The sequence below is a fragment of the Mycobacterium sp. BK086 genome (assembly GCA_004362315.1).
Lineage (GTDB): Bacteria > Actinomycetota > Actinomycetes > Mycobacteriales > Mycobacteriaceae > Mycobacterium.
The window spans coordinates 446208-471853 of record SNWL01000005.1 but is presented as its reverse complement, the minus strand read 5'-3'; the positions used below and the strand labels follow the sequence as shown (position 1 = coordinate 471853).

Sequence of the window (25646 nt, the reverse complement as noted above, 5' to 3'; positions counted from 1 at the left end):
TCAATCGATGTCGGCGTCGGTGGCCTGGTCGATCGCCCGAAGCACATGCGCGCGGCGCTCGTCGATGGTGCGGCCCAGCTCCTGGAGCAGCTCCGGATTGCGCTGCACCAGATCGGCGATCATGTCCCGACCGACGTAGACCACCGCAACCTCACCGACGGCGTAGGCCGATCCGAGCACCGGCTGACGGGTCAGCGTGGACTGACCCACGAACGAGCCCTCGTCTTGTGTCCAGGCGACCACTTGGGAACCGTCCTCCAGGATCGCCATCATCTGGATCGTGCCCGACAACACGAACATCATCCCGCTCGGCACCTCGCCGGCTCGCTGGATCATCTCGCCGTCGCTGAAGAGCTCAATCCTCGCGTGGTCGATCAGGTCCTGGTGCTCGTCGTGGCTCAACCGGAACGTCGGGCCGACGATCTTGACGATGCCCTCTTCGACGAGCTCCGGACTCGAGAAGCTGTCGTCTGCCTCATCGAGGTGCAGCCCTTCCCGCCGCGCGGAATACCAGACCCAGCGCCGGAACATGGCCGTCGCCTTGCCGTCCTCGGCGGGAGACGTCAGCGGGATTTTCGTCTTGTATTGCGCACCACCGAACGGCACCGTGCCAGGGCTGCGATCCGGATCGCACAGCGGAAGTTCCGACGCGACGCGAGTCAGCATGGCGCACACCTTGTCCGGGGCATCCTCACTGGCGAAGACGGTGATCACCTCGGCGGTGTGCTTGCCCGTCGGACGGCTCAAGTTCGTGAACGAGGCACTGGCCAGCACGGAGTTCGGGGTGATCTGCAGCCCGGTGCCCGTCTCGAGATGGATGGCGCGCCAGTTCACTTCGACGACGCGCCCCTTGGCCTGTGGTGTCTCGATCCAGTCGCCGATCTTGAACGGCTGCTCGAACAGCATCAGCAGCCCGGAGATGATCTGGCCTACCGAGTTCTGCAGCGTCAGACCGACGACGATCGACGTGATGCCCAGCGCGGTGAACAGCCCCTTGACGTTCGCGCCCCAGATGTAGGCGAAGATCATCGCCAGACCCACAGCGATCAGCACGAAGCGCAGCACGTCGAGGAAGATCGACGGCATCCGTTTGCGCCAGGAACCGTCGGGTGCGCTCTGGAACAGCGCCGCGTTGATGCCGGAGAGCAACAGGACGAGGATGACGAACGCGACGAGCGTGCCGACCACCCGCACCGACGTCGCCTGTGCCGGAATCTGATTGGCTTCCAGCATCAACAGCAACAGGGCGGCCAGCGGCAGCAGGTAGTTGCGCAGGATCGTCACCGGCCGCAGCAGCGCGCTTCGCTTGCGTTGCAGCGCGTGTTGCCATTCGGTGAGGACGACCAGGCCCAGCGGCAGACCGAAGGCGATGCCCACCGCCCAGTAGAACCACGCCGAGAAGAACACGTCGCCCATCAGTGACGCTCCGACAGTCGCCAGATCGGTTGCGCCTCACCGTCAACCGAGACCGTGCCGGCGTCGGCGAAATCCATGGAGTCTTGCAGCACATCGTGGACATTCGAGGTGACGTAGATTCCCGGTTGCGGTGAGCCGTCTTTGATCTGATGCGCCAGATTGACGACCGCGCCCCACATGTCGTAGACCACCGACGGCCGGCCCAGCAGGCCACTGCTGACGGCGCCGGTGTCGATACCGGCCCGCACCCGAAGATCCGTGCCGTTCTCACTGTTGAACCGCTCGACGATCTGCTGGCATTCCAGCGCGAAATCCACTGTCCTGCGGACATTGTCCAGCCGCGGAACGGTGAGCCCACAGCTCGCCAGGTAGCCGTTGCGAACGGTATGCACGGTTTCCATGCCGAGACTGTCTGCCGCGGCATCGATCTGGCGGATCAGCTCGTTGATCAGCGTCAGGGACGCCTCCGGGGCCAGCTCGGCCTGAAGGCGATCGAGCCCCATGATGTCGGCGAAGATGACAGTGACGTTGGGATGCTCGAGCGAAATCGTCTCCTCGCCCTGCTTGTAGCGTTCGGCGAGGGCGTCCGGCATCAGTGAGCGCAGCAATTCGTCGTTCTCTTTGCGCTGCTGGTTGATCAGGTCTTCCTTGACCGTCAGGCTGCGGCCCATCTCGTTGAATGCCGCTGTCAGATCGCCGATCTCATCGCGGGTGTCGACCGGGATCGCCACGTTGTAGTCACCCGCACTGATCCGCTGCGCGCCGGCCTCCAGGCGTCTGATCGGCCGCACGAATATCTGCGCCAGATAGATGGCCAGCAGACACACCAGGAAGATGATTCCCGTCGTCACCAGAACCATGGTCTTGGTGAAGGTCGATTCGCGGGCGAAGGCCTCCTCGGTGGTCACTTTCGCGACGATCGACCAGTGCAGGTCGGAGTCCTTGATCACCAGGGGCGCGTAGGCCTGCAACGTGTTCTGGCCGAGATAGTCCTTGGTGATCACGGTTCCCGTCTCGCCCCGCTGGGCGTTGACGGTAGCCTCTGAGGTCATCTTCTGGATCAGTGTGGTGCCGCCTTGGCGGATCGCCATATCGGCGACGTCCGGTGGGGTACCGGCGTTGACGACGTCGGTCTTGTATTGCTGAGGATTCTCCAGGAACAGCCGCGAATCCGATCGCATCAGGTCGTCCGGACCGCCCAACACCGTCTCGCCGGTGTCGCCCATCCCCGACTCCTGCCATTTCTGGTCAAAGGTCATCAGCGAGTTGATCTTGGTGATCGGGAACTGCAGCGCCAGAACACCTTCCGCGCGTCCGTTCCTGATCAGGGGCGCCACCATCCACGCGGTCGGCTGCATCTCGGCCGGCTGGTACAGCTCGAAGTCGGTGAAGCCGACGTAGTCGACGGCGTTCGCCGACATCGCTTTCAGATACGCCGAGTGGAGCTTCGATCCCGCGTAGGGTCCGTCGATGATGTTCGTCCCGAGGTCGACATCCTTATAGGCGCTGTAGACCACATTGCCTCGGTTGTCGATGAGCAAGGCGTCCTCGAACTCGAAGCGCGTCACGATCTCCCGAAAGAAGTTCTGGTACCGCGCATTCGCCGCCGACCACTGACTCCCGTCGTGGGCATCGTCGATTGTGATTGCGACGTCGTCGTTCTTGCGCAGCGCCGTGTAGTTCGCCTGCAGGTACCGTTCGGCGGGCGTCGTGGGCAACAGTGCGCTCGCATCGAGCTTCGTCCCGCTGTAGTGCTCGACGTCCTTGACGAACGTGTTGCTGTAGTAGTCGGTGATGCTCTGCCACTGAGCCGGACTGACCTGAGCATTGTTCAGCTGATCGAATCCGGTGGTGAACGCCTCGAGAGCGTTTCCGGCGACGCCGCCCTGGGTGTAGATGATCAGTGAATTTCTCAGGTCGGTGATCTGTCCCGTGAGCGCGCGGGTCTGCGACTCCCTGACCTCGGTGAGCCGACTGAACACGGCCTCACGGATCGACGCGCGCCCGGCGTGGAAGGCGATGCCCCCGATCACCACCGCTGCCAGCATGCTGCACAGCACCATCATCAGGATCAGCTTGGACATGATGCTGACGTGCGAGAGCAGCCGACGACGACGGAAACGCTCCAGGCGGGTTCGCGGCGTTTCGGCAGCGTCTTGTTCAGACACCTCTGCCATAGGCATCCCTTCGCCCGCCATGATCCGAAAGACACGGATCACGGAGCAGATTACCGCACGATGTGACCAATGAGGCTGCTGTGGCGGGTGGTGAATTTATCGATGTCGCGACCCGGTCACCGGAACCCCTGGTTGCCATCCTCACGGCGGCGATGTTCGGATAGCAGCCGTGGATACGACTTACGAGGGCACGCAGCGCGAGATCTCCACCGAGAAGGGCGTTCTGCGCTATCACGAGGCCGGCGAAGGCCCCGTTCTGCTGCTGTTGCACGGCTCCGGCCCCGGCGTCACCGGCTGGCGTAATTTCCGCGGCAACCTGGACTTCTTCGCGCAGCACTACCGCTGCCTGGTGCTGGAATTCCCCGGTTTCGGGGTGAGTGACGATTTCGGCGGCCACCCGATGCTGGACGCGCAGGCCGCGGTACCCGCCTTCGTCGACGCCCTGGGCCTGGACAAGGTCGACGTGATCGGCAACTCGATGGGCGGCGGCGTCGGCATCAATTTCGCGATCAACTTTTCCGACCGGATCGGCAAGCTGGTGACCATCGGCGGAATCGGCACGAACATCTTCAGTTCGGGCCCCAGTGAGGGCATCCGGCTTCTGCAGGAATTCACCGAGGATCCCACCCGGCAGCGCCTTGTCGACTGGCTCAATTCGATGGTCTACGACCCGGCACTGGTGACCGAACAGCTCATCGAGGAGCGCTGGGCGCTGGCCACCGACCCCGAGACTCTGGCGAGTGCGCGCCGGATGTACGGCAAGGCCGCGTTCGCGGCGATGACGAAGATGATGCGTAACGCCGACTTCCCGCTCCCCTGGGCCACCATGCACAAGGTCAAGGCACCGACCCTGCTGACGTGGGGCCGCGACGACCGGGTCAGCCCGCTGGACATGGCCCTGATCCCGATGCGCACCATCTCCAACGCCGAGCTGCACGTGTTCCCCAACTGCGGGCACTGGGTGATGATCGAGGCCAAGCAGGCTTTCGAGAGCACCGTGATGGGCTTCCTGCAGCGGGACTGACGGGACTAACCCGCGGGACGGCTCAGCAGCTCGAAACCCTTGTAGCCGGCGGCGGCGACCTCGGCACAGATGTCGTTGTAGGCGCCGAAGCCACCGATGAAGAGCATGAAAACCCGTGGCTTGCCGGGCACATTGGCGCCCATGTACCAGGAGTTGGCTCGCGGGAACAACGTGGTCGACGCGCGCTGAGTGAGTTCGGCGAGCCAGTTCTCCACCGCCTCCGGGGTCGCCTCGATGCCGGCGTAACCACGGGAGTCGAGATAACCGATGGCGTCGGCGATCCAGTCGACATGGGACTCGGCGTGCAGCACCATGTTGGCCAGCACCGCGGGCGCTCCCGGGCCGGTGATCACGAACAGGTTCGGGAAACCGTCGTCACCCAGTCCGAGGTAACTGCGCGGCCCGTCGGCCCAGTCGTCGCGTAGCAGTTCGCCCCCACGCCCGACGATGTCGATCTTGCCCAATGAGCCTGTGAGCGCGTCGAATCCGGTGGCGAAGATGATCGCATCGAGGTCGATATGCGCGTCGGAGGTGGTGATGCCGGTCTCGTCGATCGACTCGATCGGCGTGCGGCGGACACTGATCAACGTCACGTTGGGCCGGTTGAACGTCTGAAAGTAGTTGGAGTCGGTACAGATTCGCTTCGATCCGATCGGATGGTCGTCGGGGATCAGCAGATCGGCGACCTGTGGGTCGTCGATCACCGCGCGAATCTTGTCCTCCCAGAATCTGCGGGCCTCGTCGTTGGCCTCGGCATTGGTCAGCTGGTCGGGGAAGGTCTTGGAATACAGCACACCACCGAGCTGCCAACGCTTCTCAAAGGCCTCGTAGCGTTCCTCCGGTGACACCTCAAACGTCAGTTTCGTGGTGCCGACGTAGGGCGAGCCACCGCCGCTGCGGAAAGAGACCCGCCGGCGCTCGGCGTAGGTGGCCTTGATCTCGGCCACCTGCTGCGGCGTCAGCGGAGCATTGCCCGCCGGGATGCTGTAGTTGGGGGTGCGCTGAAAGACGTACAGGTGCTCGGCTTGCTCGGCGAAGATCGGAATCGATTGGATACCTGAGGAACCCGTGCCGATGACCGCGACCCGCTTGCCGGTGAAGTCCACCCCCTCGTGCGGCCAGTGCGCGGTGTGAAAGATCTCGCCGCCGAAATTCTCCAGACCCTCGAATGCCGGTGTGATGGCCGACGACAACGCCCCGGTGGCCATGACGACAAACCGTGCGGTGACGGTCTGCCCGTCCTCGGTCGTCACCGTCCAGGTCAGGGTGGTCTCGTCCAGCACCGCCGATGCCACCCGGGTGTCGAAGGTGATCCCGCCGCGCAGGTCGAGTCGGTCGGCAACCCAATTCAGGTAGGCGAGGATCTCACCCTGCGCGGCGTACTTCTCGCTCCAGGTCCATTCCTGTTGCAGTTCGTCGGAGAACGAGTAGCTGTAGTCGACGCTTTCGACATCGCACCGTGCGCCCGGGTACCGGTTGAAATACCAGGTGCCGCCCAGGTCGGGGGCCGCCTCGAACACCCGCACCGACAGGCCCTGCTCGCGGAACTTGTGCAGCGCGTAGAGCCCGGCGAAGCCGGCGCCGACCACCACCACGTCGAGGCTCATGCCCAGCAGCGTAGGTCGAGCGTCGCTAACTTGCCCCGCTCATCGGGACATTGCCCGATACTGACCGTCTCGCGGCGTCAGGATGAAACCAACAGCCCAGACCTGGACAAGGATGCATGATGACTGCTTCGGTGCTCGACAAGACCAACGAGCTGGCCGACCAGCTGCGCGAGCAGGCCGTTGAGGCCGAGAAGATCGGCAAACTCACCGACCAGACCGTCAAGGTCATGAAAGAGGCCGGCCACATCCGGCTCCTGCAGCCCGCCAAGTTCGGCGGCCTCGAGGTCCATCCCCGCGAGTTCGCCGAGACCGTCATGGCGATTGCCGCACTGGACCCCGCCGCCGGCTGGATCAACGGCGTTGTGGGTGTGCACCCCTACCAGCTGGCGTACGCCGACCCCCGGGTCGCCGCGGAGATCTGGGCCGACGACGTCAACACCTGGGTCGCCTCCCCCTACGCCCCTCAGGGCATCGCCCGGCCGGTCGACGGCGGCTACATCTTCAACGGACGCTGGCAGTTCAGCTCCGGCACCGACCACTGCGACTGGATCTTCCTCGGCGCCATCAAGAGCGACGCCGACGGCAAGGTGCAGATGCCGCCGCAGATGCTGCACATGATCCTGCCCCGCAAGGACTACACCATCGTCGAGGATTCCTGGGACGTGGTGGGACTGCGCGGCACCGGCTCCAAGGACGTCATCGTCAAGGACGCATTCGTGCCCGAATACCGGGTGATGGACGCGTTCAAGGTCATGGACGGCACGGCCCAGCGCGAGGCCGGGATGACCGACACCCTCTACCTGATGCCGTGGTCGACGATGTTCCCCCTCGGCATCTCCTCGGCCACCATCGGCATCTGCGAAGGTGCGCTGGCTGCGCACCTGGACTACCAGCGTGAGCGGGTCAGCGCCGCGGGCACCGCGATCAAGGACGACCCGTACGTGATGTACGCGATCGGTGAGGCCGCCGCCGACATCAACGCCGCCCGCCAGGAGATCCTGGCCAACGTGGACCGGATCTACAACATGGTCGACGCCGGCAAGGAGGTCTCGTTCGAGGACCGTGCGGCCGGACGTCGCACCCAGGTTCGCGCGGTCTGGCGTGCGGTCAGTGCGGTGGACGAGATCTTCGCCCGTTCCGGCGGTAACGCCATGCGGATGGACAAGCCGCTGCAACGTTATTGGCGCGATGCCCACACGGGGATGGCGCACGCCATTCACGTGCCGGGCACCGTCTATCACGCATCGGCGCTGAGCTCCTTCGGTGTCGACCCGCAGGGTCCGCTGCGGGCGATGATCTGACGTGGCTCTGTTCAAGAGCCTCGGCTACGTCACCATCCAAACCGCGGACATCGATCGCTGGCGCCAATTCGCTTTCGGTGTCCTGGGATTCGCTGAAGGCAAGGGCCCGGACCCGGCGGCGCTGTATCTGCGGATGGACGAGCGGGCCGCCCGCATCATCGTGGTGCCCGGCGACGGCGACCGGATCGCGACCGTGGGCTGGGAAGTCCGTGACCACGCGGCACTGGAGCAGGTGAAGGAACTGCTCGACGGTGCCGGGGTGGCGTACAAGCAGCTGTCGCAGTCCGAGGCCGACGACCGGCGCGTCGAGGAAGTCATCGCGTTCGACGATCCGGCCGGCACTCATCTGGAGGTGTTCCACGGCGCGGTCCTCGACCACAGCCCCGTCGTCACCCCATTCGGCGCCCGGTTTGTCACCGGCGATCAAGGCCTCGGTCACGTCGTGCTGCCGGCCATGGACGCCCCCGGATTGTTCGAGTTCTACACCGAGGTACTGGGATTCGTGTCCCGGGGTGCGTTCCGCGTCCCGCTGCCCAAGGAATTCGGCCCGATCCGGATCCGCTTCCTCGGCCTCAACGAACGCCATCACAGTCTGGCGATTGCCCCTGCGATGCATCAGCGCGACCCAGGCCTGATCCACATGATGGTGGAGGTAGACACCCTCGACGCGGTCGGCGAGGCCTTGGATCGGATCGCCGCCCAGGAATTCCAGCTGTCGTCCACGCTGGGCAGGCACACCAACGACAAGATGGTGTCGTTCTACGTCCGCGCCCCCGGCGACTGGGATATCGAGTTCGGCACCGGTGGCATGCGGGTCGACGAAAGCCGTTACACCGCTGAGGAAATCACCGCCGACAGCTACTGGGGCCACAAGTGGGTCGGCGACCTGCCGGCAGCCATGCGACCCTGACGTGAACACCGACGTCCGCCCGGTCCCCGCCGCCGCGGTGACGAGCTGGGACCACGAGGCCGACGTGGTGATCGCCGGCTACGGCGTGGCCGGTGCGACCGCGGCGGTCGAAGCCGCGCGAGCGGGCGCCGATGTTCTGGTGCTGGAGCGGGCGGGAGCCTGGGGCGGTGCGGCGGCCCTGGCCGGCGGGTTCATCTATCTGGGTGGCGGCACTCCCCTGCAAAAAGCCTGCGGTTTCAGCGATTCCGCGGACAATATGGCCGCCTTCCTCAACGCGGCGATGGGCCCGGGCGCCGACCGGGAGCGCATTGCCGACTACTCCGAAGGCAGCGTCGCGCACTTCAACTGGCTGGTTGACTGCGGCGTGCCGTTCAAACCGGAGTTCTTCGACGAGCCGGGCTGGGAACCGCTGGGCGACCAGGGACTGATGTACAGCGGCGGCGAAGATGCCTACCCGTTCAACACCATCGCCGAACCGGCGCCGCGCGGGCATGTACCGAAGATGCAGAACAAGAAGCAGGGTCAGGCCAGTGCTGGCTTCATGCTGATGAAGCCGCTCGTGGAAACCGCGACAGGACTTGGTGTTCGGGCCGAGTACGACGTGCGCGTGCAGTCCCTCGTCGTCGAGTCCGACGGCCGGGTCGTCGGTATCACCGCACGCCAGTACGGCACCGACATCGCCATCCGCGCTCGCCGCGGCGTGGTGTTGGGAACGGGCAGCTTCGCCTACAACGAGTCGATGATGGCCCGCTTCACCCCGCGGATCGCCGGCCGGCCGATTTCCGCGGTGGAACAGCATGACGGGCAAGGCATTCGGATGGCGCAGGCCCTCGGCGCCGATCTTTCCCACACAGATGCCACCGAGGTGGCCTTCTTCGTCGATCCGCAGCAGCTGGTGCGGGGCATTCTGGTCAACGGGCGCGGGCAGCGCTTCGTCGCCGAGGACACCTACCCGGGCCGGGTGGGACAGCACACGCTCTACTACCAGGACGACAAGGCCTTCCTGATCCTCGATGAGGAAGGTCAAGAACAGGCCCTGGCATCGCAGACACCCAAACTGATTCTGCGCAAACCGAAGTGGGTGTGTGAGACGGTGGCCGAGCTCGAGGCCGAGATGGGCCTACCCTATGGCAGCCTGCAGGACACGGTGGCGCGCTATAACGAGGCCGCGGCCCGCGGTGAGGATCCGTTGCTGCACAAGAAGGCTCGATGGCTACGCCCTCTGGGCAGTCCCATCGGCGCGATCGACCTGCGGCACAGCACGGGCGGTTTCAGCCTCGGCGGGTTGCGCACCACCCTCTCGGCCGAGGTGTTGCACGTCAGCGGCGACCCGATCCCGGGCCTGTACGCAGCCGGTCGCTGCACCGCGGGATTGGCCGCATGGGGCTACGCGAGCGGAATCTCGTTGGGCGACGGCAGCTTTTACGGCCGCCGCGCCGGTCGCTCGGCTGCCCGGCCTTAGTCCTTCTCGTCGTCTTTCGGCAGAAACCGTTCGGGATGATGGTAGTCGTTGGTGCCGCCGCGCAGGGGTACGTCAGGTGGTGGGGTCCAATAGGTTTGGCCGTTGGGTAGTTGGTGGGTGGTCCAGCCGTCGTTTTCGACCATGAGGTTGTTGCATTGGCATGCCAGGGTGAGATCGTCGATATCGGTGTGGCCGCCGTGTTTCCAGTCCTTGTCGGCGTGATGAACCTGGCTGTTGTAGCCGTTGACCGCGCATCCGGGTGCAGTGCAGCCCCGGTATTTCGCCAACAACATGATGCGCTGATCCGCCGAGGCCAGGCGTTTACTGCGGCCCAGCCAGAGCGACCGGCCGGTCACACCGTCGAACACTGCCAGATAGTTGTAGGCGGAAGCGTTCATTCGGATCAGATCCGAGACCGGGATCAACGTGCCGCCCGCGGTAACGGCTTTCCCCGCGCCCTTCTGCAAGTCCTGCAGGGTGGTGGTGACAATCATCGTGACCGGTAACCCGTTGTGCTGACCGAGTTTCGGATCACCTAGCCGCTCGTGGACCAATGTCTTGAGGGCGTCGTGCTGGCGCTGGACATGGCTACGCAGGTCGTCGGGGGTGGGTGCAGCGAACTTCGCCAACCACGCATCCAATTCCGCGCGCAGTTGTGGATCGGCGATCAGTTTCCCGACACTCATGCCGTCGGGGCGTTGGCTGCCGCACCATTGGAAGCCCCGTTTGCGGCCCCGGTCCTCGTCCGAAAACTTTCCGTCGGGGTTGAGATGGACGGCGAGGCGATCAGCCACCTTCTCCAGCTGGTCGGGCCGCATCCTCTGGGCGTGCTCAGCCAGGGCGCGTTCGGCCTTGTCGACCTCGGCTGGGCCGACATGATCGGGCAACTCTCGGAAGAACTTCTGGATCACCCGCACGTGCTCGCCGTCGAGGTGACCGGCCGCCCAGGCTTTCCCCGTGGCCGGCAACAAGGGCGGGAGCTGCTCGCCGGTCAATGTGGTGCGCGCGGTCAGCTGCTCGGCATCGCGGACCCGGCGCTTGGCGGCCGTGCGACTGATTCGCAACACATCAGCCAACACCATCGGAATCGGCGGGCAGCCCTCGTAGCGCTCGCGGTTGGTGAGCTGTTCATGGGAGATCGCGACCTGGCAGCGGACCGCGTTTTCCAGCCGTTCGATCGCCGCGAACCGCTGCGGTGCGGGCAACTCCTGGATATCAGCGGCGCCCAGTAGTTCGACAGCGGCGTCGAGCGCATCCAACGCCGCCACGATCGAAGTCATGCCCAAACACTATGCCCGGCCACCGACAAAAACCGGCTGCCTGTTGATGAACCCCAGGCTGTGGAAAACCTTGGGCTACGGCACTTTACGACCCGCCGCCATCGTCTTCGCGTCCAGCCCACCAAGCGAGTCCTGACCGACTTCGACGTTGTGCGAATGGGCAAAGTGATGCAGCCCGAACACCGCATCCATGCCGCTGCGCAAGCCCATCTGGTCCTCGCATTGGTTGACCGCGCGCTTCGTCAAGGCGAGACCGAATCTCGGCATGGTGGCGATCCGTTCGGCCATCTCGAGGGTGGCGGTCCGGAGTTCGTCGCGCGGCACGACTCGGTTGACCATCCCGATCTCGTAGGCACGCTGTGCACCGAACTTGTCCCCGGTGAACAACATCTCCTTGGCGAAGCGTGACCCCACGATCCAGGGGTGGGCGAAGTACTCCACGCCCGGGATACCCATGCGCACAACGGGATCTGAGAAGAACGCGTCATCGGCGGCGATGATCATGTCGCAGACCCACGCCAGCATGAGCCCGCCGGCAATGCAGGCGCCGTGCACCATGGCGATGGTGGGCTTGGGAATCTCCCGCCAGCGCCGGCACATCCCCAAATAGACCTCGACCTCACGGGCGTAGCGCATGTCGCCGCCCTCTTTGTCGACGTGGTCCCACCAGAGCGCGGCCTTGTTGTCGTACGACACATGGTGATCGCGGTCCGGTGTGCCGATGTCGTGGCCGGCGCTGAAGTGGTCGCCGTTGCCGGCCAGCACGATGACATGAACATCGTCGTCCTCGACGGCTCGTTGGAAAGCGGCGTCGAGGGCATAGGTCATGACCGAATTCTGGGCGTTGCGGTAGCGCGGGCGGTTCATGGTCACCACCGCGGTTCCGCCAACGACTTCGTAGGTCACCACGTCACCGTCGAGTGTTGTCATCACGTGCCTTTCGATAACCGTTGTGCCTAACGCTGGGTACTGCCGGCGTCTACCGGAAGGCTAACCGAGGTGATGTAGCGCGCCTCATCGGAGGCCAGGAACAGGCTGGCATTGGCAACGTCGCGTGGGTCCACCCAGGGCACCGCGAGCATGTTCATCGTCGACGCCGCTTCGGCGAACTCCTGCCTGGTCGGCGGCCGGGTCAGATCGGGTCGGAACGCGCTGCTCACCACGTCGTTCTGGATCAACGGCGTATCGACGTTCGTCGGGTGGACCGTGTTGACACGAATGCCGTGGGGCGCCAAATCCTGTGCGAGGCTGCGCATCAGACCGACCACACCGTGCTTGGCCGCGGTGTAGTGGGCGACACCGACCAGGCCGCGCAGACCGGCGATCGAACTCACCAGCACCACAGCCCCTCCCCCGCGATCGATCAAGTGGGGCACCGCAGCCGTGCAGGTATGCCATACCCCGGTGAGGTTGACGTCCACCATCGTTCGCCATGTCGACTCCGTCATATCGACGGCCGCGCCGCGTGACGTGATTCCTGCTGTGGCGCAAACGATGTCGAGTCCGCCGAAGTGGGCGGCACCGCGGTCGACGCTCGCGGTCAGTGCGTCGCGATCGCGTACGTCGACGATATCGGCGACGATGCGTCCGCCGAGGCGCTCGACCAGGCGTACGGTCTCGTCGAGGTCGTCCGGGGTGCTCGCGGGCACGTGCACTGATTCGACAGGGCCGCAGATGTCGACGCCGATGATCGCCGCACCCTCTTGCGCGAAACGCACCGCCTGGGCACGACCGATGCCCCGCGCAGCTCCGGTGATGAACGCGGTCTTCCCCTCGAGCCGGCCGGTCATGTCGTCTTCTGGGTCAGGCCGGCGTCGACGACCAGCTGGGTTCCGGTGATGTACCGAGCCTGATCGGACGCCAGGAAGACGACGGCGTTCGCGACGTCGACGGGTTCGACCCACGGCACGGGCAACAGGTTGCGGGCGGCGAGGACCTCGGCAGCGTCGGCCTCGGTCGGGTTGTCCAGATCGGGACGCAGGCGTTTGTACGTCGCCTCATTTCGAACCATGGGTGTGCCGACAGCACCTGGGTGCACGGTGTTGACCCGGATGCTCCTGGGCCCCAGCTCGTTGGCCAGGGTGCGCGCCAGCCCGACGACGGCATGTTTACTGGCGGTGTAATGAGCAGTGCCTGCGGTGCCCCGTAATCCGTTGGTGGAACTGATGATCACCACCGAGCCGCCCTCAGGACCGATGTGGGGTACACCCGCCCGGACCGTATGCCACACGCCGGTCAGGTTCACGTCGATGGTGTGTTGCCATACCGCTGGATCGATCTGCCAGGCGGGTCCACCAGGCGTGTGGATCCCGGCGTTGGCCACGACGATGTCCAGCCTGCCCAGTTGTCCGACGCCTTCTTCGACCGCGCTGGTGACCTGGGCGAGATCGGTCACGTCGGCCGCTGTGGCGACGGCACGCCGCCCCCGCTGCGTCACGCGCTGCGCGGTCTCGCGCAGGTCGTCGGCCGCGTCGGCGTGGTCGAACATGATGACGTCGGCACCTTCGTCGGCGAACCGTTCACAGTGCACCCGGCCCGTGCCCCTGGCCGCGCCGGTAACCAGAACGACCTTGTCCGCCAAGCCCGACGGCATCTACGGCGCCTTGATGAGATCGAATCCCTTGTACCCGGCGGCGGCTACCTCGTTGCAGATATCGAGATAGGTTCCGAAGCCGCCGATGAAGAGCATGAAGGCTCGCGGCTTGCCGGGAACATTGGCACCCATGTACCAGGAGTCGGCCTTGGTGAACAATGTCGCTTCAGCGCGTTGCGCACACTCCGCGATCCAGCTGTCGACGGCCGCAGCGGTCGGTTCGACGGCGTCGTAACCGCAATCGTCCAGGTACTCGATCACCTCGGCGATCCAATCGACGTGCGCCTCGGCGTGCAACACCATGTTGGCGAGAACCGCAGGTGCGCCAGGCCCCGACACCAGAAAAAGATTGGGGAAGCCGTCGGTCCCCAATCCTAGATAAGTCCGAGGCCCATCAGCCCAGTCATCGATCAACCGCTCCCCCGAACGGCCCACGATCTCGATCTTGGCGAGCGCGCCGGTCATCGCGTCGAACCCGGTTGCCAGCACCAGTGCGTCGATCTCGAAGTGCGCGTCCGAGGTGGCGATTCCCGTTTCGTCCATCGACTCGATGGGAGTGTCGCGCACACTGATCAGTGCGACGTTGGGCCGATTGAACGTCTGAAAGTAGTTGGAATCGGTGCATATTCGCTTGGTGCCGATCGGATGGTCGGTCGGGATGAGCAGCTCCGCGAGAGCCGGATCGTCGATGACGGCGCGAATCTTCTCCTCGTAGAACTTGCGGGCCTCGTCGTTGGCCTGCGCGGAGACCATCTGGTCGGTGAACGTCTTCGAGAACAGCACGCCGCCGAATTCCCAGCGTTTCTCGAACGCCGCCCTGCGCTCCTCCGGCGTGGCCTCCATCGTCAGCTTCGGATGCGCAACGTGCGGTGACCCGCCGCCACTACGCCACGACATCCGTCGGCGGTCGGCGTAATTTGCCTTGACGTCGGCGACCTCGTCCGCAGTCAGTGGCCGATTGCCCGCAGGCACACTGTAATTCGGCGTGCGTTGGAACACGTAGAGCTGTTCGGCTTGTTCGGCGATGATCGGTATCGATTGAACTCCCGAGGATCCGGTGCCGATGACGGCAACGCGCTTGCCGGTGAAATCCACGCTCTCGTGCGGCCAGTGCGCTGTGTGGTAGACCTCGCCACGGAAGCTGTCCAGCCCCGGGAAGTTCGGAGTCAGTGCCGCCGAGAGTGGACCTGTCGCCATGACGACGAAGCGGGCCCGTACCGTCTCCTCTGCGTCAGTGGTGACCGTCCAGTGCAACGTCTTTTCGTCGAGAACCGCGCTCGTCACCCGGGTGTCGAAGGTGATGTTCCGGCGCAAATCGAGCTTGTCGGCGACCCAGTTGATGTAGGCCAAAATCTCGGTCTGAGTGGCGTATTTCTCGGTCCACGTCCACTCCTGTTGCAGCTCGTCGGAGAACGAGTAGCAGTAGTCGACGCTTTCGACGTCACACCGTGCGCCCGGATATCGATTGAAATACCAGGTGCCGCCGACCTCAGGTGCCCCCTCGAACACCCGCACCGACAGCCCCTGCGAGCGGAACTTGTGCAGGGCATACAGGCCGGCGAATCCGGCTCCCACCACGACGACATCGACGTCGGTCTTCGACTCACTGCTCACGCACCGAACGGTAGGCGCCGGTCACGCAGCCGACAGACCCGCTTCCCGGTGAATGGACGCCCGAATACCACGTCCCGGCCAGTCGGCCAGAATGGGCGCCCATGGCCGACCTCGACAGCAGCACAGCGGCAACGCAATTCGAGAGCGCAGAGACCGCGACCGCTCACGTCGACCTCTACGGAATACAGCACCGTGTGCGCTGGCCTCGAGCCGCCACCCTCGTCGACACCCTGATCGCCGCCGGACTCGACGTGCCGTTCTCCTGTAAAGAGGGCCACTGCGGGTCCTGCGCGGCGACCGTGGTGACCGGAAAGGTCGACATGGCCGTCTGTGACATCCTGAAGGCCGAAGACCTTGCGGACGGCGTGATTCTCAGCTGCCAGGCCAGACCACTCACCGATGACGTCCACGTCGAATTCTGAGTGCGGCCGCTTTCCGCTGACCGGGAATCCTGACCGCCGTCGTCGCCGCACCGGTACACGATCAGCCTCAGCCGAGCGAGATGGGAACAGATCATGACTGAGCGGGTAATCGACCGGGTGCGGCGAAACGCCGAGCAACTCCGCGAGCAGGGTGTCGAGGCCGAGAGAATCGGCAAGCTCACCGACGAGACCGTCAAGCTGATGAAATCGGCGGGCAATATCCGCTTGCTGCAACCGAAGTCGCACGGCGGCCTGGAAGTTCATCCACGTGAATTCGCCGAGACCGTCATGGCCACCGCTGCGCTCGATCCGTCGGCCGGCTGGATCAACGGTGTCGTGGGTGTGCACCCCTACCAGCTGGCGTATGCCGATCCGAGGGTTGCCGCCGAGATCTGGGCCGAGGACGTCGATACCTGGGTGGCCTCGCCCTATGCCCCGCAGGGCGTGGCGAAGCCGGTGGACGGTGGTTACCTCTTCAACGGCCGGTGGCAGTTCAGCTCCGGCACCGACCACTGCGACTGGATCTTCCTCGGCGCAATGCTCGCCGACGCCGACGGCAAGCCCGTGATGCCCCCGCAGATGCTCCACATGATCCTGCCGCGCAAAGACTACGAGATCGTCGACGACTCATGGAATGTCGTGGGGCTGCGCGGTACCGGGTCGAAAGACGTGATCGTCAAGAACGCATTCGTGCCGGCTTACCGCACCATGGATGCCACGAAGGTGATGGATGGTACGGCTCAGCGGGAGGCGGGCATGACCGACACCCTCTACCTCATGCCGTGGTCGACGATGTTCCCCCTCGGCATCAGTGCGGCGACCATCGGCATCGCTGAAGGCGCCCTCGCCGCGGCGCTGGATTATCAGCGTGAGCGGGTCAATGCCAGCGGGGTGGCGGTGAAGGACGACCCCTACGTCATGTACGCCATCGGTGAGGCCGCAGCCGACATCAACGCGGCGCGGCAGGAACTTCTCGCCAATGCCGATCGCATCTACGACATGGTCGACTCCGGAAACGAGGTGTCCTTCGAGGACCGGGCGGCCGGACGGCGCACCCAGGTACGCGCGGTGTGGCGCGCGGTGTCCGCGGTCGACGAGATCTTCGCGCGCTGTGGTGGCAATGCGGCACGGATGGACAAACCGCTGCAACGGTATTGGCGCGACGTCCATGTGGGCCAAGCCCACGCCATCCATGTGCCGGGAACCATCTACCACGCCGCGGCACTCAGCTCCTTGGGTGTCGATCCGCAGGGACCGCTTCGGGCGATGATCTGAGATGAGTCTGATCAAGAGCCTCGGCTATGTCACCGTCGCGACCGCCGACATCGGTCGCTGGCGCCATTTCGCCTTCGACGTGCTCGGTTTCGCCGAGGGCAGTGGTCCCGACGACGCCGCTCTGTACCTCCGCATCGACGAACGCGCCGCCCGCATCGTCGTCGTCCCCGGCGATGTGGACAAAATCCTGACCGTCGGATGGGAGGTACGCGACCACGCCGACCTGGAGCGGGTCAAGGCCGCACTCGACACCGCAGGCGCCCCGTTCAAGCAACTGTCCCTCGACGAGGCGGACGCCAGACGGGTCGAGGAAGTCATCGCCTTCGAGGATCCGGCCGGAACCTCACTCGAGGTGTTCCACGGGGCGGTACTCGACCACTCCCCCGTGGTCACCCCGTTCGGAGCGCGTTTCGTCACCGGCGGCCAGGGACTCGGACACGTCGTCCTGCCTGCGCTCGATGTGAACGGTCTTTTCGAGTTCTATACCGCGGTACTCGGATTCGTGTCGCGCGGCGCGTTCCGGGTGCCGGTGCCGCCCGAGTTCGGTCCGCTGCGCGTGCGGTTCATGGGTGTCAATCAACGGCACCACAGCCTCGCGATCTGCCCGGCGCAGACGCTGCGAGATCCGGGGCTGATCCACCTCATGGTCGAAGTCGATTCCCTCGACGCCGTCGGCCAGGCTCTTGACCGCGTCAACGCCGCGGGATACCAGCTCTCGTCCACGCTGGGCCGGCACACCAACGACAAAATGGTGTCGTTCTATGTACGCGCGCCCGGTGACTGGGATATTGAATTCGGGACTGCGGGCGAGCTGGTAGACGAAAGTCACTACACCGCAGAAGAGATAACCGCCGACAGCTATTGGGGGCACCAGTGGGTATCGGATCTTCCGGCAGCCATGCGGCCGTGACACCCGAGGACGACGTCACGCCTATCCCGGCCTCGTCGATCGGGAGGTGGGATCACGAGGCCGATGTGGTCATCATCGGCTACGGCATCGCGGGAGCGGCCGCTGCTGTCGAGGCTGCACGCGCCGGTGCCGATGTCCTGGTGCTCGAACGCACCGGCTCGTGGGGCGGCGCGGCGGCAATGGCCGGTGGGTTCATCTACCTCGGCGGCGGCACACCGATCCAGAAGGCCTGTGGTTTCGAGGATTCGCCGTCGAACATGGCGGCGTTCCTCAACGTGGCGATGGGCCCAGGGGCCGACGAAACCCGCATCGCGGACTACTGCGACGGCAGCCTCGACCATTTCGACTGGCTCACCGACTGCGGCGTGCCGTTCAAGCCGGAGTTCTGGGGTGAGCCCGGCTGGGAGCCGCCCGGCGATCAGGGTCTGATGTTCACCGGCGGTGAGAACGCCTACCCGTTCAACACCATCGCCGAACCCGCTCCGCGCGGGCACATCCCGCAGATGACCGGGAAGGTCGCAGGCGAGAAGAGCGGTGGATTCATGTTGATGAAGCCACTGGTCGAAACGGCGACGTCCCTCGGTGTGCGAGCGGTCTATGACGTGCGGGCACAGACACTGGTCGTCGAGTCCGACGGTCGGATGTCGGGAGTCGTCGCGCGGCAGTACGGCGAGACGGTCCGGGTGCGTGCCCGCCGCGGCGTCATGCTTGCGGCGGGGAGCTTCGCCTACAGCGAGTCGATGGTCAAACAATTCGCACCGGCAATCGCCGGTCGGCCCGCCGCGTCGATCGAACAACACGACGGCCGGGCGATCCGGATGGCCCAGGCGCTCGGCGCCGACCTCGCGCACATGGATGCGACCGAGGTCGCCTTCCTGATCGACCCGCAGCAGACCGTGCGCGGCGTCCTGGTCAACGGGCTCGGCCAGCGATACGTCCCTGAGGACATGTACTCCGGGCGAATCGGGCAGCTGACGCTGTACCGACAGGACGACACCGCCTATCTGATCATCGACGGCGACGCCCAGGAAGAAGCGATGGCGGCGACGTCGGCAACGCCGTTCCTCAAGCGACCTGCGACATGGGTGTGCGAGACGATCGCCGAGCTGGAGGCTGAGATCGGTCTCCCGGCCGGCTCGTTGCAGTCGACGATCGGCGCCTACAACGACGCAGCGTCGCGCGGCGAGGATCCGCTGCTGCACAAGAAGCCGGAGTGGCTCAAACCGGTCGGCACTCCGGTCGGGGCAATCGACCTGCGGGCGAGCTGCGGTGGCTTCACCTTAGGTGGCCTGATGACGTCATTGGACGGCGAAGTTCTGCACGTCAGCGGCAGTCCCATCCCCGGGCTCTTCGCGGCGGGGCGCTGTACAGCGGGACTGGCGGCCTGGGGTTACGCCAGCGGTGTCTCACTCGGAGACGGCAGCTTCTATGGCCGGCGAGCCGGTCGCACTGCGGCCACTGCTCGACCCTGAATATGAGTCCGGCATGAAGCTGGCTCGTACGATGGCCTGCCGATCCCGCCGTCGGTAGAACGGAATCAGGACGAACCGACGCGACAACCACTGTCGCACCGCCGATTACGTTCGGCTCGAACGATATGCGTTGTGTCGCAGCAGCTGTGGCACGCCGATGAGGCGGCACGTCGAATGTCCTTCAACAGGAAGGATTCACGATGATCACAACAATAGGAATCGCCGGAGTAATCGCGGCCGCTGGCCTCGCCGTCGCGCCGGTGGCGAGCGCTGACGTGGATCCGTGCAGCGCAGCGGTGTCGTCGTCCCGCTGCCTGGGGCCTGCGGGCGTCACGGGCTTCGCAGTGCCGAACTCGAACGCGGGCGGCGGTCATCAGAACGGGCCTTACGGGCCTTGGGGCTCCGTTCCGCCCCTGGGCTGAGACGCGTGGGTCGCCGGCGTTTCAATGACTGGGCAGCAGATGGGCGGTGGCGCCACGATCGCCACCGCCCTCGCTGTTGACTGCGTGCAGGAGCCAGATCGGGCCCGCGCGTTCGTGTGACAGCGCCCACACCTCTGTGCTACAACTATATGACTAATAGTCATATGCCTGGTTGGCATGCCGCTGTAGCTAGGAGGCCCTCATGACAATGGCTGTCGAGAAGGCGGGCGAAACGCCGAGCGCCGTCATCGACCGGATTTCGCTGGTCTTGGATTCATTCGACGGACCGGGCCGGCTGACCCTGGCCCAGATCGTGCGGCGCACGGGTCTGCCGCGGTCGTCGGCGCACCGCATGCTCGAGCGTCTGGTCGCGCTGCGCTGGCTGCGACGCGAAGGCCGCGACTACGAGTTGGGCATGCGCCTGGTGGAGTTGGGGTCGTTGGCGCTGCATCAGGATCGCATCCATCGCGCCGCCATCCCCTTGCTTCGTGACCTCCACCGGGCGACCGGCCTGGTCGTGCACCTGGCCGTCCTCGACGGTTCAGATGTGGTGTACCTGGAGAAGATCGGTGACCAGATGGGAGCCGCGATCCCGACCCGCGTCGGCGGGCGCCAGCCGGCGCACTGTACGGCGGTCGGCAAAGCGATCCTGGCGGAGAACGACATCACCGAGGTCGACCTGTCCGGCCGGAAGACGCGCTTCTCGATTGCGTCGGCCCCACAGCTGGCTGCCGAGTTGACCAAGGTGCGCGCACACGGGGTGGCCTTCGAACGGGAAGAAGCTCTGCCCGGCTTCGGTTGCGTGGCCGCCCCCATCGGGCCGGCCGGACGAGCGGTCGCGGCAGTCTCGGTGTGCGGACCGATGAATCGGATGGCCTTCGACAGCCGGCTGGTGGCACCGGTGCGAATGACGGCCATGGCCATCTGGCGCAGCACCGAAGCCGGTCCCGCGCGAGTTGCACCCACCCTGCAGCCGCTTCGTCCGCTGCGCGGGGCGCTGCAGCCCGCGTGACTCTCGACCCCCAGATCGCCGGTTTGATCGAGACGCTCGATTCTGGCTTCCCGCCGGTGCACACGATGACCGGCCCCGAGGCCCGTGCGGTGATCCGCTCCCGCTTCGTCGCCAACCCGAACCCCGAACCGGTCTCCCACGTTGCCGACCACCGAGTCGATGTCGGCGGTGACACCGTTGGGGTTCGGGTGTATCGGCCCAGCGCCAGTGCGCCCTTGCCGATACTCGTCTACGCCCACGGCGGCGGATTCGTGTTCTGCGATCTCGACAGCCACGACGGCCTGTGCCGCAGTCTGGCCAATCTCGTTCCGGCCATTGTCGTGTCGGTCGACTATCGGCTGGCTCCCGAGCACCGGTGGCCTACGGCGGCCGAAGATGTCCTCGCTGTCAGCCGGTGGGCAGCTGCCCACGCCCCTGAGTTGGGTGGCGACGCCGGCAGGATTGCCGTCGGGGGCGACAGCGCGGGTGGCAATCTGGCGGCGGTCACCACGTTGATGGCACGCGATCGCGGTGGGCCCACTATCGCCGCCCAGCTGTTGATGTACCCGGTGATCGACGCCGATTTCGACACCGAGTCATACCAGCGGTTCGGCCGTGGCTTCTACAATCCCCGCCTTGCGCTGCAATGGTATTGGGATCAATACGTTCCGGACGTCGGTGATCGTCGGGATCCGTATGCCGCACCGCTGCACGGAAACCTGAGCGGGTTGCCGCCCGCCGTCGTTGTCATCGCCGGCCATGATCCCTTGCGCGATGAGGGCATCGCCTACGCCGACGCCCTGACTGCGGCCGGGGTATCCACCACCCGATGCGTTTTCGACGGGGGCATCCACGGCTTCATGACGATGCCGATGCTCGACATCGCCCACACCGCACGACGCGACGCCAGTCGCTCGCTGGCCGAGTTGCTCGATGGCTGAGGTGTTCGTCGTCGACCGGGTGGTGACGGCGCCCGGGCGCGCACAGGCCTTCGTCGACGCCTATCTGTCCGGCTACGCCCCAGGCGCCCGCGACCGCGGGATGACACTGCGCGACGTCTTGGTGAGCCCCCCGATATGGTTCGACGACCGCCCCAACGTCGTGACGATCACCTGGTCATTGCCCAGCCCGCAGGCGTGGTGGCAGATGACCTGGCAGGGACGGCCGGACCCGGCCGTCGCGCGGTGGTGGGAGGACGTCTCGGAGCTTGTCCTCGAACGCAACCGCACCGTCGCATCCCCCGCCGACGAGGTGGAAAGCACGAATTATCAAGTGGATTCACCCCCCGGTGTCGCCACCGTGGGTGTCACCCGGCTGCTCGACGTTGTCGAGTCCGACCGGGAGCGAGTTCTGGACGGGCTGCGGAAGGCGGCCGAAGCCGCGTGCCCGCTGCGGTGGTTGGTCCAACCGACACTGCCGGGGTCCCGCAACGGCGGCGACATTCTGGTGCACATGCGGTTCCCGGACGAGATGACCGGGGCGGAAACCGAATTCGACACGGTGCTGAGTGATCCCGCCATCACGCGCGTCAACGGCGCCACCTACCGCGGGACACCGCGGCGTCGCGGCAACGGCACGGTGTACCGAACACTGCTGTTGCGGGTGGCGCCCGACGTACCCGCTGACGATGTCGCCGCGTTCGAACAGGAACTGGCGATGATGCCGCGATACGTACCGACGATTCAGGCTTGGCAGCTGAGTCAGGTCGAGCACGCGGTCGGGCCGACGAAATGGACCCACGTGTTCGAGCAGGAGTTCACCGACGCCGACGGCTTGATGGGCCCCTACCTGATGCACCCCATCCACTGGGCCGTGGTGGACCGCTGGTTTGATCCCGAGACCACCGACATCATCGTCCGAGATCGGTTGTGCCACAGCTTCTGTGAGACCGAAGCGCCGGTCCTCTAGAGGCCGGCGGCAAGGATGTTCGGATTCGCCGTTACCGGCGGCGCCAGCGGCGGCAAGACCGTCAGCCCGTCGAGTGAATGCACCGGCAGCTGCTGCACCCACGGGTAGTGCAGACTGAAGGCCACCAGACCCGTACGCTGTTCGGCTGACAGGTGGCACATCGCCAACACCGTTTCGGCGAGGTATTCCACCGGCTCGGTGGGGAATTCGGCCGGAATCAGCGACGCGGCGCCGGGTGTCCGCACCGCCGTCGACGGGCCAACACAATTGACCGCGATATTGGCGTCGAGCAATTCAGCCGCGACACCCTGGGTGAAGCGATGCAGCGCAGCCTTGCACGACGCATAGATCACGTCACCGGCGGTCTTGTTGTAGTCCCGATACGGTCTGACCGGCGCAACGCCGGTCACCGAGCCGATGTTGACGATCCACCCTGCACCCTGTCGACGCATCTGGGGCACTGCGGCTTTCGTCAGCATGAACGGAGCCCTCAGGTAGTGCTCGACAGTCCGATCGAACGTCTCCAACGACATGTCCTCGACCAACCCATAGTCGGCGAAACCGGCATTGTTGACCAGGATGTCGATGCAGCCGGTGCGCTCCACCACCGCATCGATCAGGCTGTCGCGCGCCGACGGTTGTTCGAGATCGGCGGCAAGCCCGAACGCGTCGCCACCCGAATCGCGGATGAGTGAGATCGTTTCCTCGATGGTGCCGGGCAACGCATTCGCCGTCCCCGATCGTATCGACGGGGACGGGCTGTGGGCCCGGGCCGTCACCGCTACTGTGGCACCTTCGGCCGCCAGCCGCTGGGCGATCGCGCGGCCGATCCCGCGACTGCTTCCGGTCACCAAAGCCGTCTTGCCGGCGAGCAGCTGACTCATCGCAGGACGAAGTCCTCTTCGGCGGGACTACGGTGCTGCTGCCACACATCGACCAGCCGATACGGGGTGGCAACGACGACCCGGCCGGACTCCGACCGGTAATAGGTGTGGGCCTTGGGTGTGTGGCACCACACGGTGCGTTGCATCGCCTCGTCGATCCCGGCAACGTAGGCGTCGAACGCCTGCTGGGTGACTTCCATCGTCGTCGCACCACGTAATGCCATGAGCTGCAGGCATTCCACGATGTAGTGGGCAAGGACCTCCATCGAGAAGTTGGCTCCCGCACCATGGCCCGGACTGTAATTGGGCGCCGACGTGATGAACAGGTTGGGGAACCCCGGGACCGCACCGCCGCGGTACGCCCGTGGACTGTTGCCCCATTCTTGCGCCAGGGTCTTGCCGTCGCGACCGCGGATGTCGATGGTGGACAGGAAGTCCAAGTGATACCCGGTGGCGTAGATGATGACATCGAGATCGATCTGACGGCCGTCGGCGGTGATGATGCCGTCGCCATTCACCTCGGCGGGTTCACTGGCTTCGACATCGACGTGGTCCCGCGTCAGCGCGGCGTAATAGCCGCCGGGATCGCGGATGATGCGCTTGCCGTACGGCGCGAAGTCGGGAGTTACTTTGCGCGCCAATTCGCTTCCCGCACCGAAGGTTCTGTCGATGTACTCCAGACACATCTGCAGCAACACGTCGTTGGCTGCGGAGATCGACAGGTGCGTCTGCGACCATTCCGGATCTTGCAGGATGACCGGGTAATTGTTGTCGGCTGTGCCCCAGTACGACTTGAGTCGATGCCACATCGCATAGAAGGGCAGCACTCGTCCCAGATACCGACGATGCTCGGGAACCTCGTCGGAGAGTCGCCTGCGCGGGGCGACCCAGTGCGGTTGACGCTGAAAGACGGTGAGGTGCTCGACATCATCGACGCAGGCATCGACGATCTGGACGGCCGTGCAGCCGGCACCGATCACCGCCACCCTCTTGCCGGCCAGATCCAACGTCGGGTCCCACCGGGCCGAGTGAACACTGGTTCCGGAGAACGTTTCTCGACCTTTGACGTCGGGAAAGCGCGGCCGATTCAGGTAACCGGCAGCGGTGACGACGACACTCGCATAGTCGAAACTCACCGTGCCGTCGGCAGAGCGGGAGTGGATCTGCCACTGCTGGCGCTGGTCGTCCCACCACAGCGCTTCGACCTCGGTGCCGAATCGGATGTGGCGGCGCAGATCGTGCTTGTCGGCGAGCGCCACGAGATAGGCCTGGTACTCCGCACCTTGCGGGTAGTAATTCGACCAGTTCGGGTTCACCTCCCGCGACAGCGAGTAGTACGCCGACGGTGTATCGACACCGATACCGGGATAGGTCGTGGTCAGCCACGTGCCGCCGACTTCGTCGTTGCGGTCGAAGATCTGGAACTTCACGCCCTCCTCGGCAGCGGCCAGTGCCACCGCGATTCCGGCAATACCGGCGCCGATGATCGCCATCGTCGTCGTCGACGGAATCGGTGTGGTGCGAGGCAGCGTGGGCGCCGACGGCCGGAAGCCGCCCTGCTCGAGAAGCAGGTCGACCTGTTCGTCATCAACCTCGGATCCCAGGGCGATGGGTAGCAATCTGACGAACAGGTCACGGTCGTCGGCGGGGATTGCACCATCCGGCCGGGGCTTGCCCAGGGCAGCCACGATCTCCTCGACCAGCGCATCCGCGGTCTCAGGATCGGTGGTTCCCGCCCGCTCCGGCGGGTCGGGGACATGGTCGATGGTCGTGGCGTACCGGGCGATGACCGACGGGTCACCAGTCATCTGCGCCAGAACGGCCACCAGGACGCCGGGGTCCGCGTGCCGCAAATGTCCACGCAGCGTTTCCACGTCGACGTCGGTGCCCAGCGAAACGACAGGTGATCCCATGCTCATGGCACCCGAGTATCGGCGTCTGGCACGGAGCCAGCGGCGTGGATGTCTACTCAGCGGGA

The 25646-nt window shown here is 65.3% G+C and carries 21 protein-coding genes; 11 read left to right on the top strand and 10 right to left on the bottom strand.

Annotated elements, in window-relative coordinates; translation table 11 throughout:
- Together EV580_RS18660 and EV580_RS18655 are read right to left on the bottom strand one after the other, a co-directional pair.
- Complete coding sequence (locus EV580_RS18660; RefSeq protein ID WP_133692682.1) at nucleotides 1-1416, bottom strand: mechanosensitive ion channel domain-containing protein; 1416 nt, start codon at nucleotides 1414-1416, stop codon at nucleotides 1-3.
- Nucleotides 1416-3593 carry an adenylate/guanylate cyclase domain-containing protein gene (locus tag EV580_RS18655; RefSeq protein WP_133692681.1) on the bottom strand — a complete coding sequence of 726 codons (2178 nt, stop codon included), beginning with the start codon at nucleotides 3591-3593 and terminating at the stop codon, nucleotides 1416-1418. Before EV580_RS18655 ends, EV580_RS18660 begins: the two co-directional genes overlap by 1 nt.
- A 169-nt stretch (nucleotides 3594-3762) precedes the next feature.
- Between EV580_RS18655 and EV580_RS18650 the strand changes: the two genes are divergently transcribed.
- Nucleotides 3763-4617: an alpha/beta fold hydrolase gene (locus EV580_RS18650; RefSeq protein WP_370581613.1), complete on the top strand. Its 855-nt coding sequence runs from the start codon at nucleotides 3763-3765 to the stop codon at nucleotides 4615-4617.
- A 5-nt stretch (nucleotides 4618-4622) separates the two neighbouring features.
- On the opposite strand, the gene EV580_RS18645 is transcribed toward EV580_RS18650, so the two are convergent.
- Nucleotides 4623-6224: a flavin-containing monooxygenase gene (locus tag EV580_RS18645; RefSeq protein ID WP_133692679.1), complete on the bottom strand. Its 1602-nt coding sequence runs from the start codon at nucleotides 6222-6224 to the stop codon at nucleotides 4623-4625.
- A 119-nt stretch (nucleotides 6225-6343) separates the two neighbouring features.
- Between EV580_RS18645 and EV580_RS18640 the strand changes: the two genes are divergently transcribed.
- The 3 genes from EV580_RS18640 to EV580_RS18630 are packed head-to-tail and all read left to right on the top strand — an operon-like array spanning nucleotide 6344 to nucleotide 9897.
- Complete coding sequence (locus tag EV580_RS18640; RefSeq protein ID WP_133692678.1) at nucleotides 6344-7525, top strand: acyl-CoA dehydrogenase family protein; 1182 nt, start codon at nucleotides 6344-6346, stop codon at nucleotides 7523-7525.
- A gap of 1 nt (nucleotide 7526) precedes the next feature.
- Nucleotides 7527-8435, top strand: coding sequence for a biphenyl-2,3-diol 1,2-dioxygenase (gene bphC / locus EV580_RS18635; RefSeq protein ID WP_166654766.1), 909 nt, complete (start codon nucleotides 7527-7529; stop codon nucleotides 8433-8435).
- A gap of 1 nt (nucleotide 8436) precedes the next feature.
- Nucleotides 8437-9897, top strand: a complete 1461-nt coding sequence (locus EV580_RS18630; RefSeq protein WP_133692677.1) for an FAD-dependent oxidoreductase — start codon at nucleotides 8437-8439, stop codon at nucleotides 9895-9897.
- Here EV580_RS18630 and EV580_RS18625 read toward each other — a convergent pair.
- The 5 genes from EV580_RS18625 to EV580_RS18605 all read right to left on the bottom strand — a co-directional run bounded on the left by EV580_RS18625 (nucleotide 9894) and on the right by EV580_RS18605 (nucleotide 15384).
- A complete protein-coding gene (locus EV580_RS18625; protein WP_133692676.1) occupies nucleotides 9894-11177 on the bottom strand; it encodes an HNH endonuclease signature motif containing protein in 1284 nt (427 codons plus the stop codon). The two genes, EV580_RS18630 and EV580_RS18625, sit on opposite strands and share 4 nt — an antisense overlap.
- Nucleotides 11178-11252: 75 nt before the next feature.
- On the bottom strand, nucleotides 11253-12107 hold the full coding sequence (locus EV580_RS18620) for an enoyl-CoA hydratase (RefSeq protein WP_133692675.1): 855 nt from the start codon (nucleotides 12105-12107) through the stop codon (nucleotides 11253-11255).
- A gap of 26 nt (nucleotides 12108-12133) precedes the next feature.
- Nucleotides 12134-12967 (bottom strand): mycofactocin-coupled SDR family oxidoreductase, encoded by an 834-nt coding sequence (locus EV580_RS18615; RefSeq protein WP_133692674.1) that lies wholly within the window; start codon nucleotides 12965-12967, stop codon nucleotides 12134-12136.
- Nucleotides 12964-13770: a mycofactocin-coupled SDR family oxidoreductase gene (locus tag EV580_RS18610; protein WP_133692673.1), complete on the bottom strand. Its 807-nt coding sequence runs from the start codon at nucleotides 13768-13770 to the stop codon at nucleotides 12964-12966. The genes EV580_RS18615 and EV580_RS18610 overlap by 4 nt, the downstream gene beginning before the upstream one ends.
- The gene (locus EV580_RS18605; protein WP_133692672.1) at nucleotides 13771-15384 is read right to left on the bottom strand and encodes a flavin-containing monooxygenase; all 1614 of its coding nucleotides are present in this window, start codon (nucleotides 15382-15384) and stop codon (nucleotides 13771-13773) included. It abuts the gene before it with no gap.
- A 101-nt stretch (nucleotides 15385-15485) separates the two neighbouring features.
- On the opposite strand from EV580_RS18605, the gene EV580_RS18600 reads away from it, so the two are divergent.
- From EV580_RS18600 to EV580_RS34510, 7 genes are all read left to right on the top strand, one after another.
- Nucleotides 15486-15806, top strand: a complete 321-nt coding sequence (locus tag EV580_RS18600) for a 2Fe-2S iron-sulfur cluster-binding protein (RefSeq protein ID WP_133692671.1) — start codon at nucleotides 15486-15488, stop codon at nucleotides 15804-15806.
- A gap of 93 nt (nucleotides 15807-15899) precedes the next feature.
- A complete protein-coding gene (locus tag EV580_RS18595) occupies nucleotides 15900-17081 on the top strand; it encodes an acyl-CoA dehydrogenase family protein (RefSeq protein WP_133692670.1) in 1182 nt (393 codons plus the stop codon).
- A 1-nt stretch (nucleotide 17082) separates the two neighbouring features.
- Nucleotides 17083-17991: a biphenyl-2,3-diol 1,2-dioxygenase gene (bphC, locus tag EV580_RS18590; RefSeq protein ID WP_166654765.1), complete on the top strand. Its 909-nt coding sequence runs from the start codon at nucleotides 17083-17085 to the stop codon at nucleotides 17989-17991.
- Nucleotides 17988-19463 carry an FAD-dependent oxidoreductase gene (locus EV580_RS18585; protein ID WP_133693131.1) on the top strand — a complete coding sequence of 492 codons (1476 nt, stop codon included), beginning with the start codon at nucleotides 17988-17990 and terminating at the stop codon, nucleotides 19461-19463. Before bphC (EV580_RS18590) ends, EV580_RS18585 begins: the two co-directional genes overlap by 4 nt.
- 624 nt (nucleotides 19464-20087) lie before the next feature.
- Nucleotides 20088-20897, top strand: coding sequence for an IclR family transcriptional regulator (locus EV580_RS18575; RefSeq protein ID WP_133692668.1), 810 nt, complete (start codon nucleotides 20088-20090; stop codon nucleotides 20895-20897).
- Complete coding sequence (lipP1, locus tag EV580_RS18570; RefSeq protein WP_133692667.1) at nucleotides 20894-21817, top strand: LipP1 family hormone-sensitive lipase; 924 nt, start codon at nucleotides 20894-20896, stop codon at nucleotides 21815-21817. The genes EV580_RS18575 and lipP1 overlap by 4 nt, the downstream gene beginning before the upstream one ends.
- Nucleotides 21818-22175: 358 nt before the next feature.
- Complete coding sequence (locus tag EV580_RS34510) at nucleotides 22176-22784, top strand: Dabb family protein (protein ID WP_353619860.1); 609 nt, start codon at nucleotides 22176-22178, stop codon at nucleotides 22782-22784.
- Here the strand turns inward: EV580_RS34510 and EV580_RS18560 are convergent.
- Complete coding sequence (locus tag EV580_RS18560) at nucleotides 22781-23668, bottom strand: SDR family NAD(P)-dependent oxidoreductase (protein WP_133692665.1); 888 nt, start codon at nucleotides 23666-23668, stop codon at nucleotides 22781-22783. The two genes, EV580_RS34510 and EV580_RS18560, sit on opposite strands and share 4 nt — an antisense overlap.
- Complete coding sequence (locus EV580_RS18555; protein ID WP_208114636.1) at nucleotides 23665-25587, bottom strand: flavin-containing monooxygenase; 1923 nt, start codon at nucleotides 25585-25587, stop codon at nucleotides 23665-23667. The genes EV580_RS18560 and EV580_RS18555 overlap by 4 nt, the downstream gene beginning before the upstream one ends.
- Between the last annotated feature and the right edge of the window lie 59 nt (nucleotides 25588-25646).

Bases quoted from the DNA above. Each gene is read 5' to 3' on its own strand.
- EV580_RS18600 (WP_133692671.1), top strand. From the start codon at position 15,486: ATGGCCGACCTCGACAGCAGCACAGCGGCAACGCAATTCGAGAGCGCA.
- EV580_RS18595 (WP_133692670.1), top strand. From the start codon at position 15,900: ATGACTGAGCGGGTAATCGACCGGGTGCGGCGAAACGCCGAGCAACTC.
- EV580_RS18575 (WP_133692668.1), top strand. From the start codon at position 20,088: ATGACAATGGCTGTCGAGAAGGCGGGCGAAACGCCGAGCGCCGTCATC.
- EV580_RS18640 (WP_133692678.1), top strand. From the start codon at position 6,344: ATGACTGCTTCGGTGCTCGACAAGACCAACGAGCTGGCCGACCAGCTG.
- EV580_RS18655 (WP_133692681.1), bottom strand. From the start codon at position 3,593: ATGGCAGAGGTGTCTGAACAAGACGCTGCCGAAACGCCGCGAACCCGC.
- EV580_RS18560 (WP_133692665.1), bottom strand. From the start codon at position 23,668: ATGAGTCAGCTGCTCGCCGGCAAGACGGCTTTGGTGACCGGAAGCAGT.
- EV580_RS18555 (WP_208114636.1), bottom strand. From the start codon at position 25,587: ATGAGCATGGGATCACCTGTCGTTTCGCTGGGCACCGACGTCGACGTG.
- bphC (WP_166654765.1), top strand. From the start codon at position 17,083: ATGAGTCTGATCAAGAGCCTCGGCTATGTCACCGTCGCGACCGCCGAC.
- EV580_RS18660 (WP_133692682.1), bottom strand. From the start codon at position 1,416: ATGGGCGACGTGTTCTTCTCGGCGTGGTTCTACTGGGCGGTGGGCATC.
- EV580_RS18620 (WP_133692675.1), bottom strand. From the start codon at position 12,107: ATGACAACACTCGACGGTGACGTGGTGACCTACGAAGTCGTTGGCGGA.
- EV580_RS18645 (WP_133692679.1), bottom strand. From the start codon at position 6,224: ATGAGCCTCGACGTGGTGGTGGTCGGCGCCGGCTTCGCCGGGCTCTAC.
- EV580_RS18625 (WP_133692676.1), bottom strand. From the start codon at position 11,177: ATGACTTCGATCGTGGCGGCGTTGGATGCGCTCGACGCCGCTGTCGAA.
- EV580_RS18615 (WP_133692674.1), bottom strand. From the start codon at position 12,967: ATGACCGGCCGGCTCGAGGGGAAGACCGCGTTCATCACCGGAGCTGCG.
- EV580_RS18610 (WP_133692673.1), bottom strand. From the start codon at position 13,770: ATGCCGTCGGGCTTGGCGGACAAGGTCGTTCTGGTTACCGGCGCGGCC.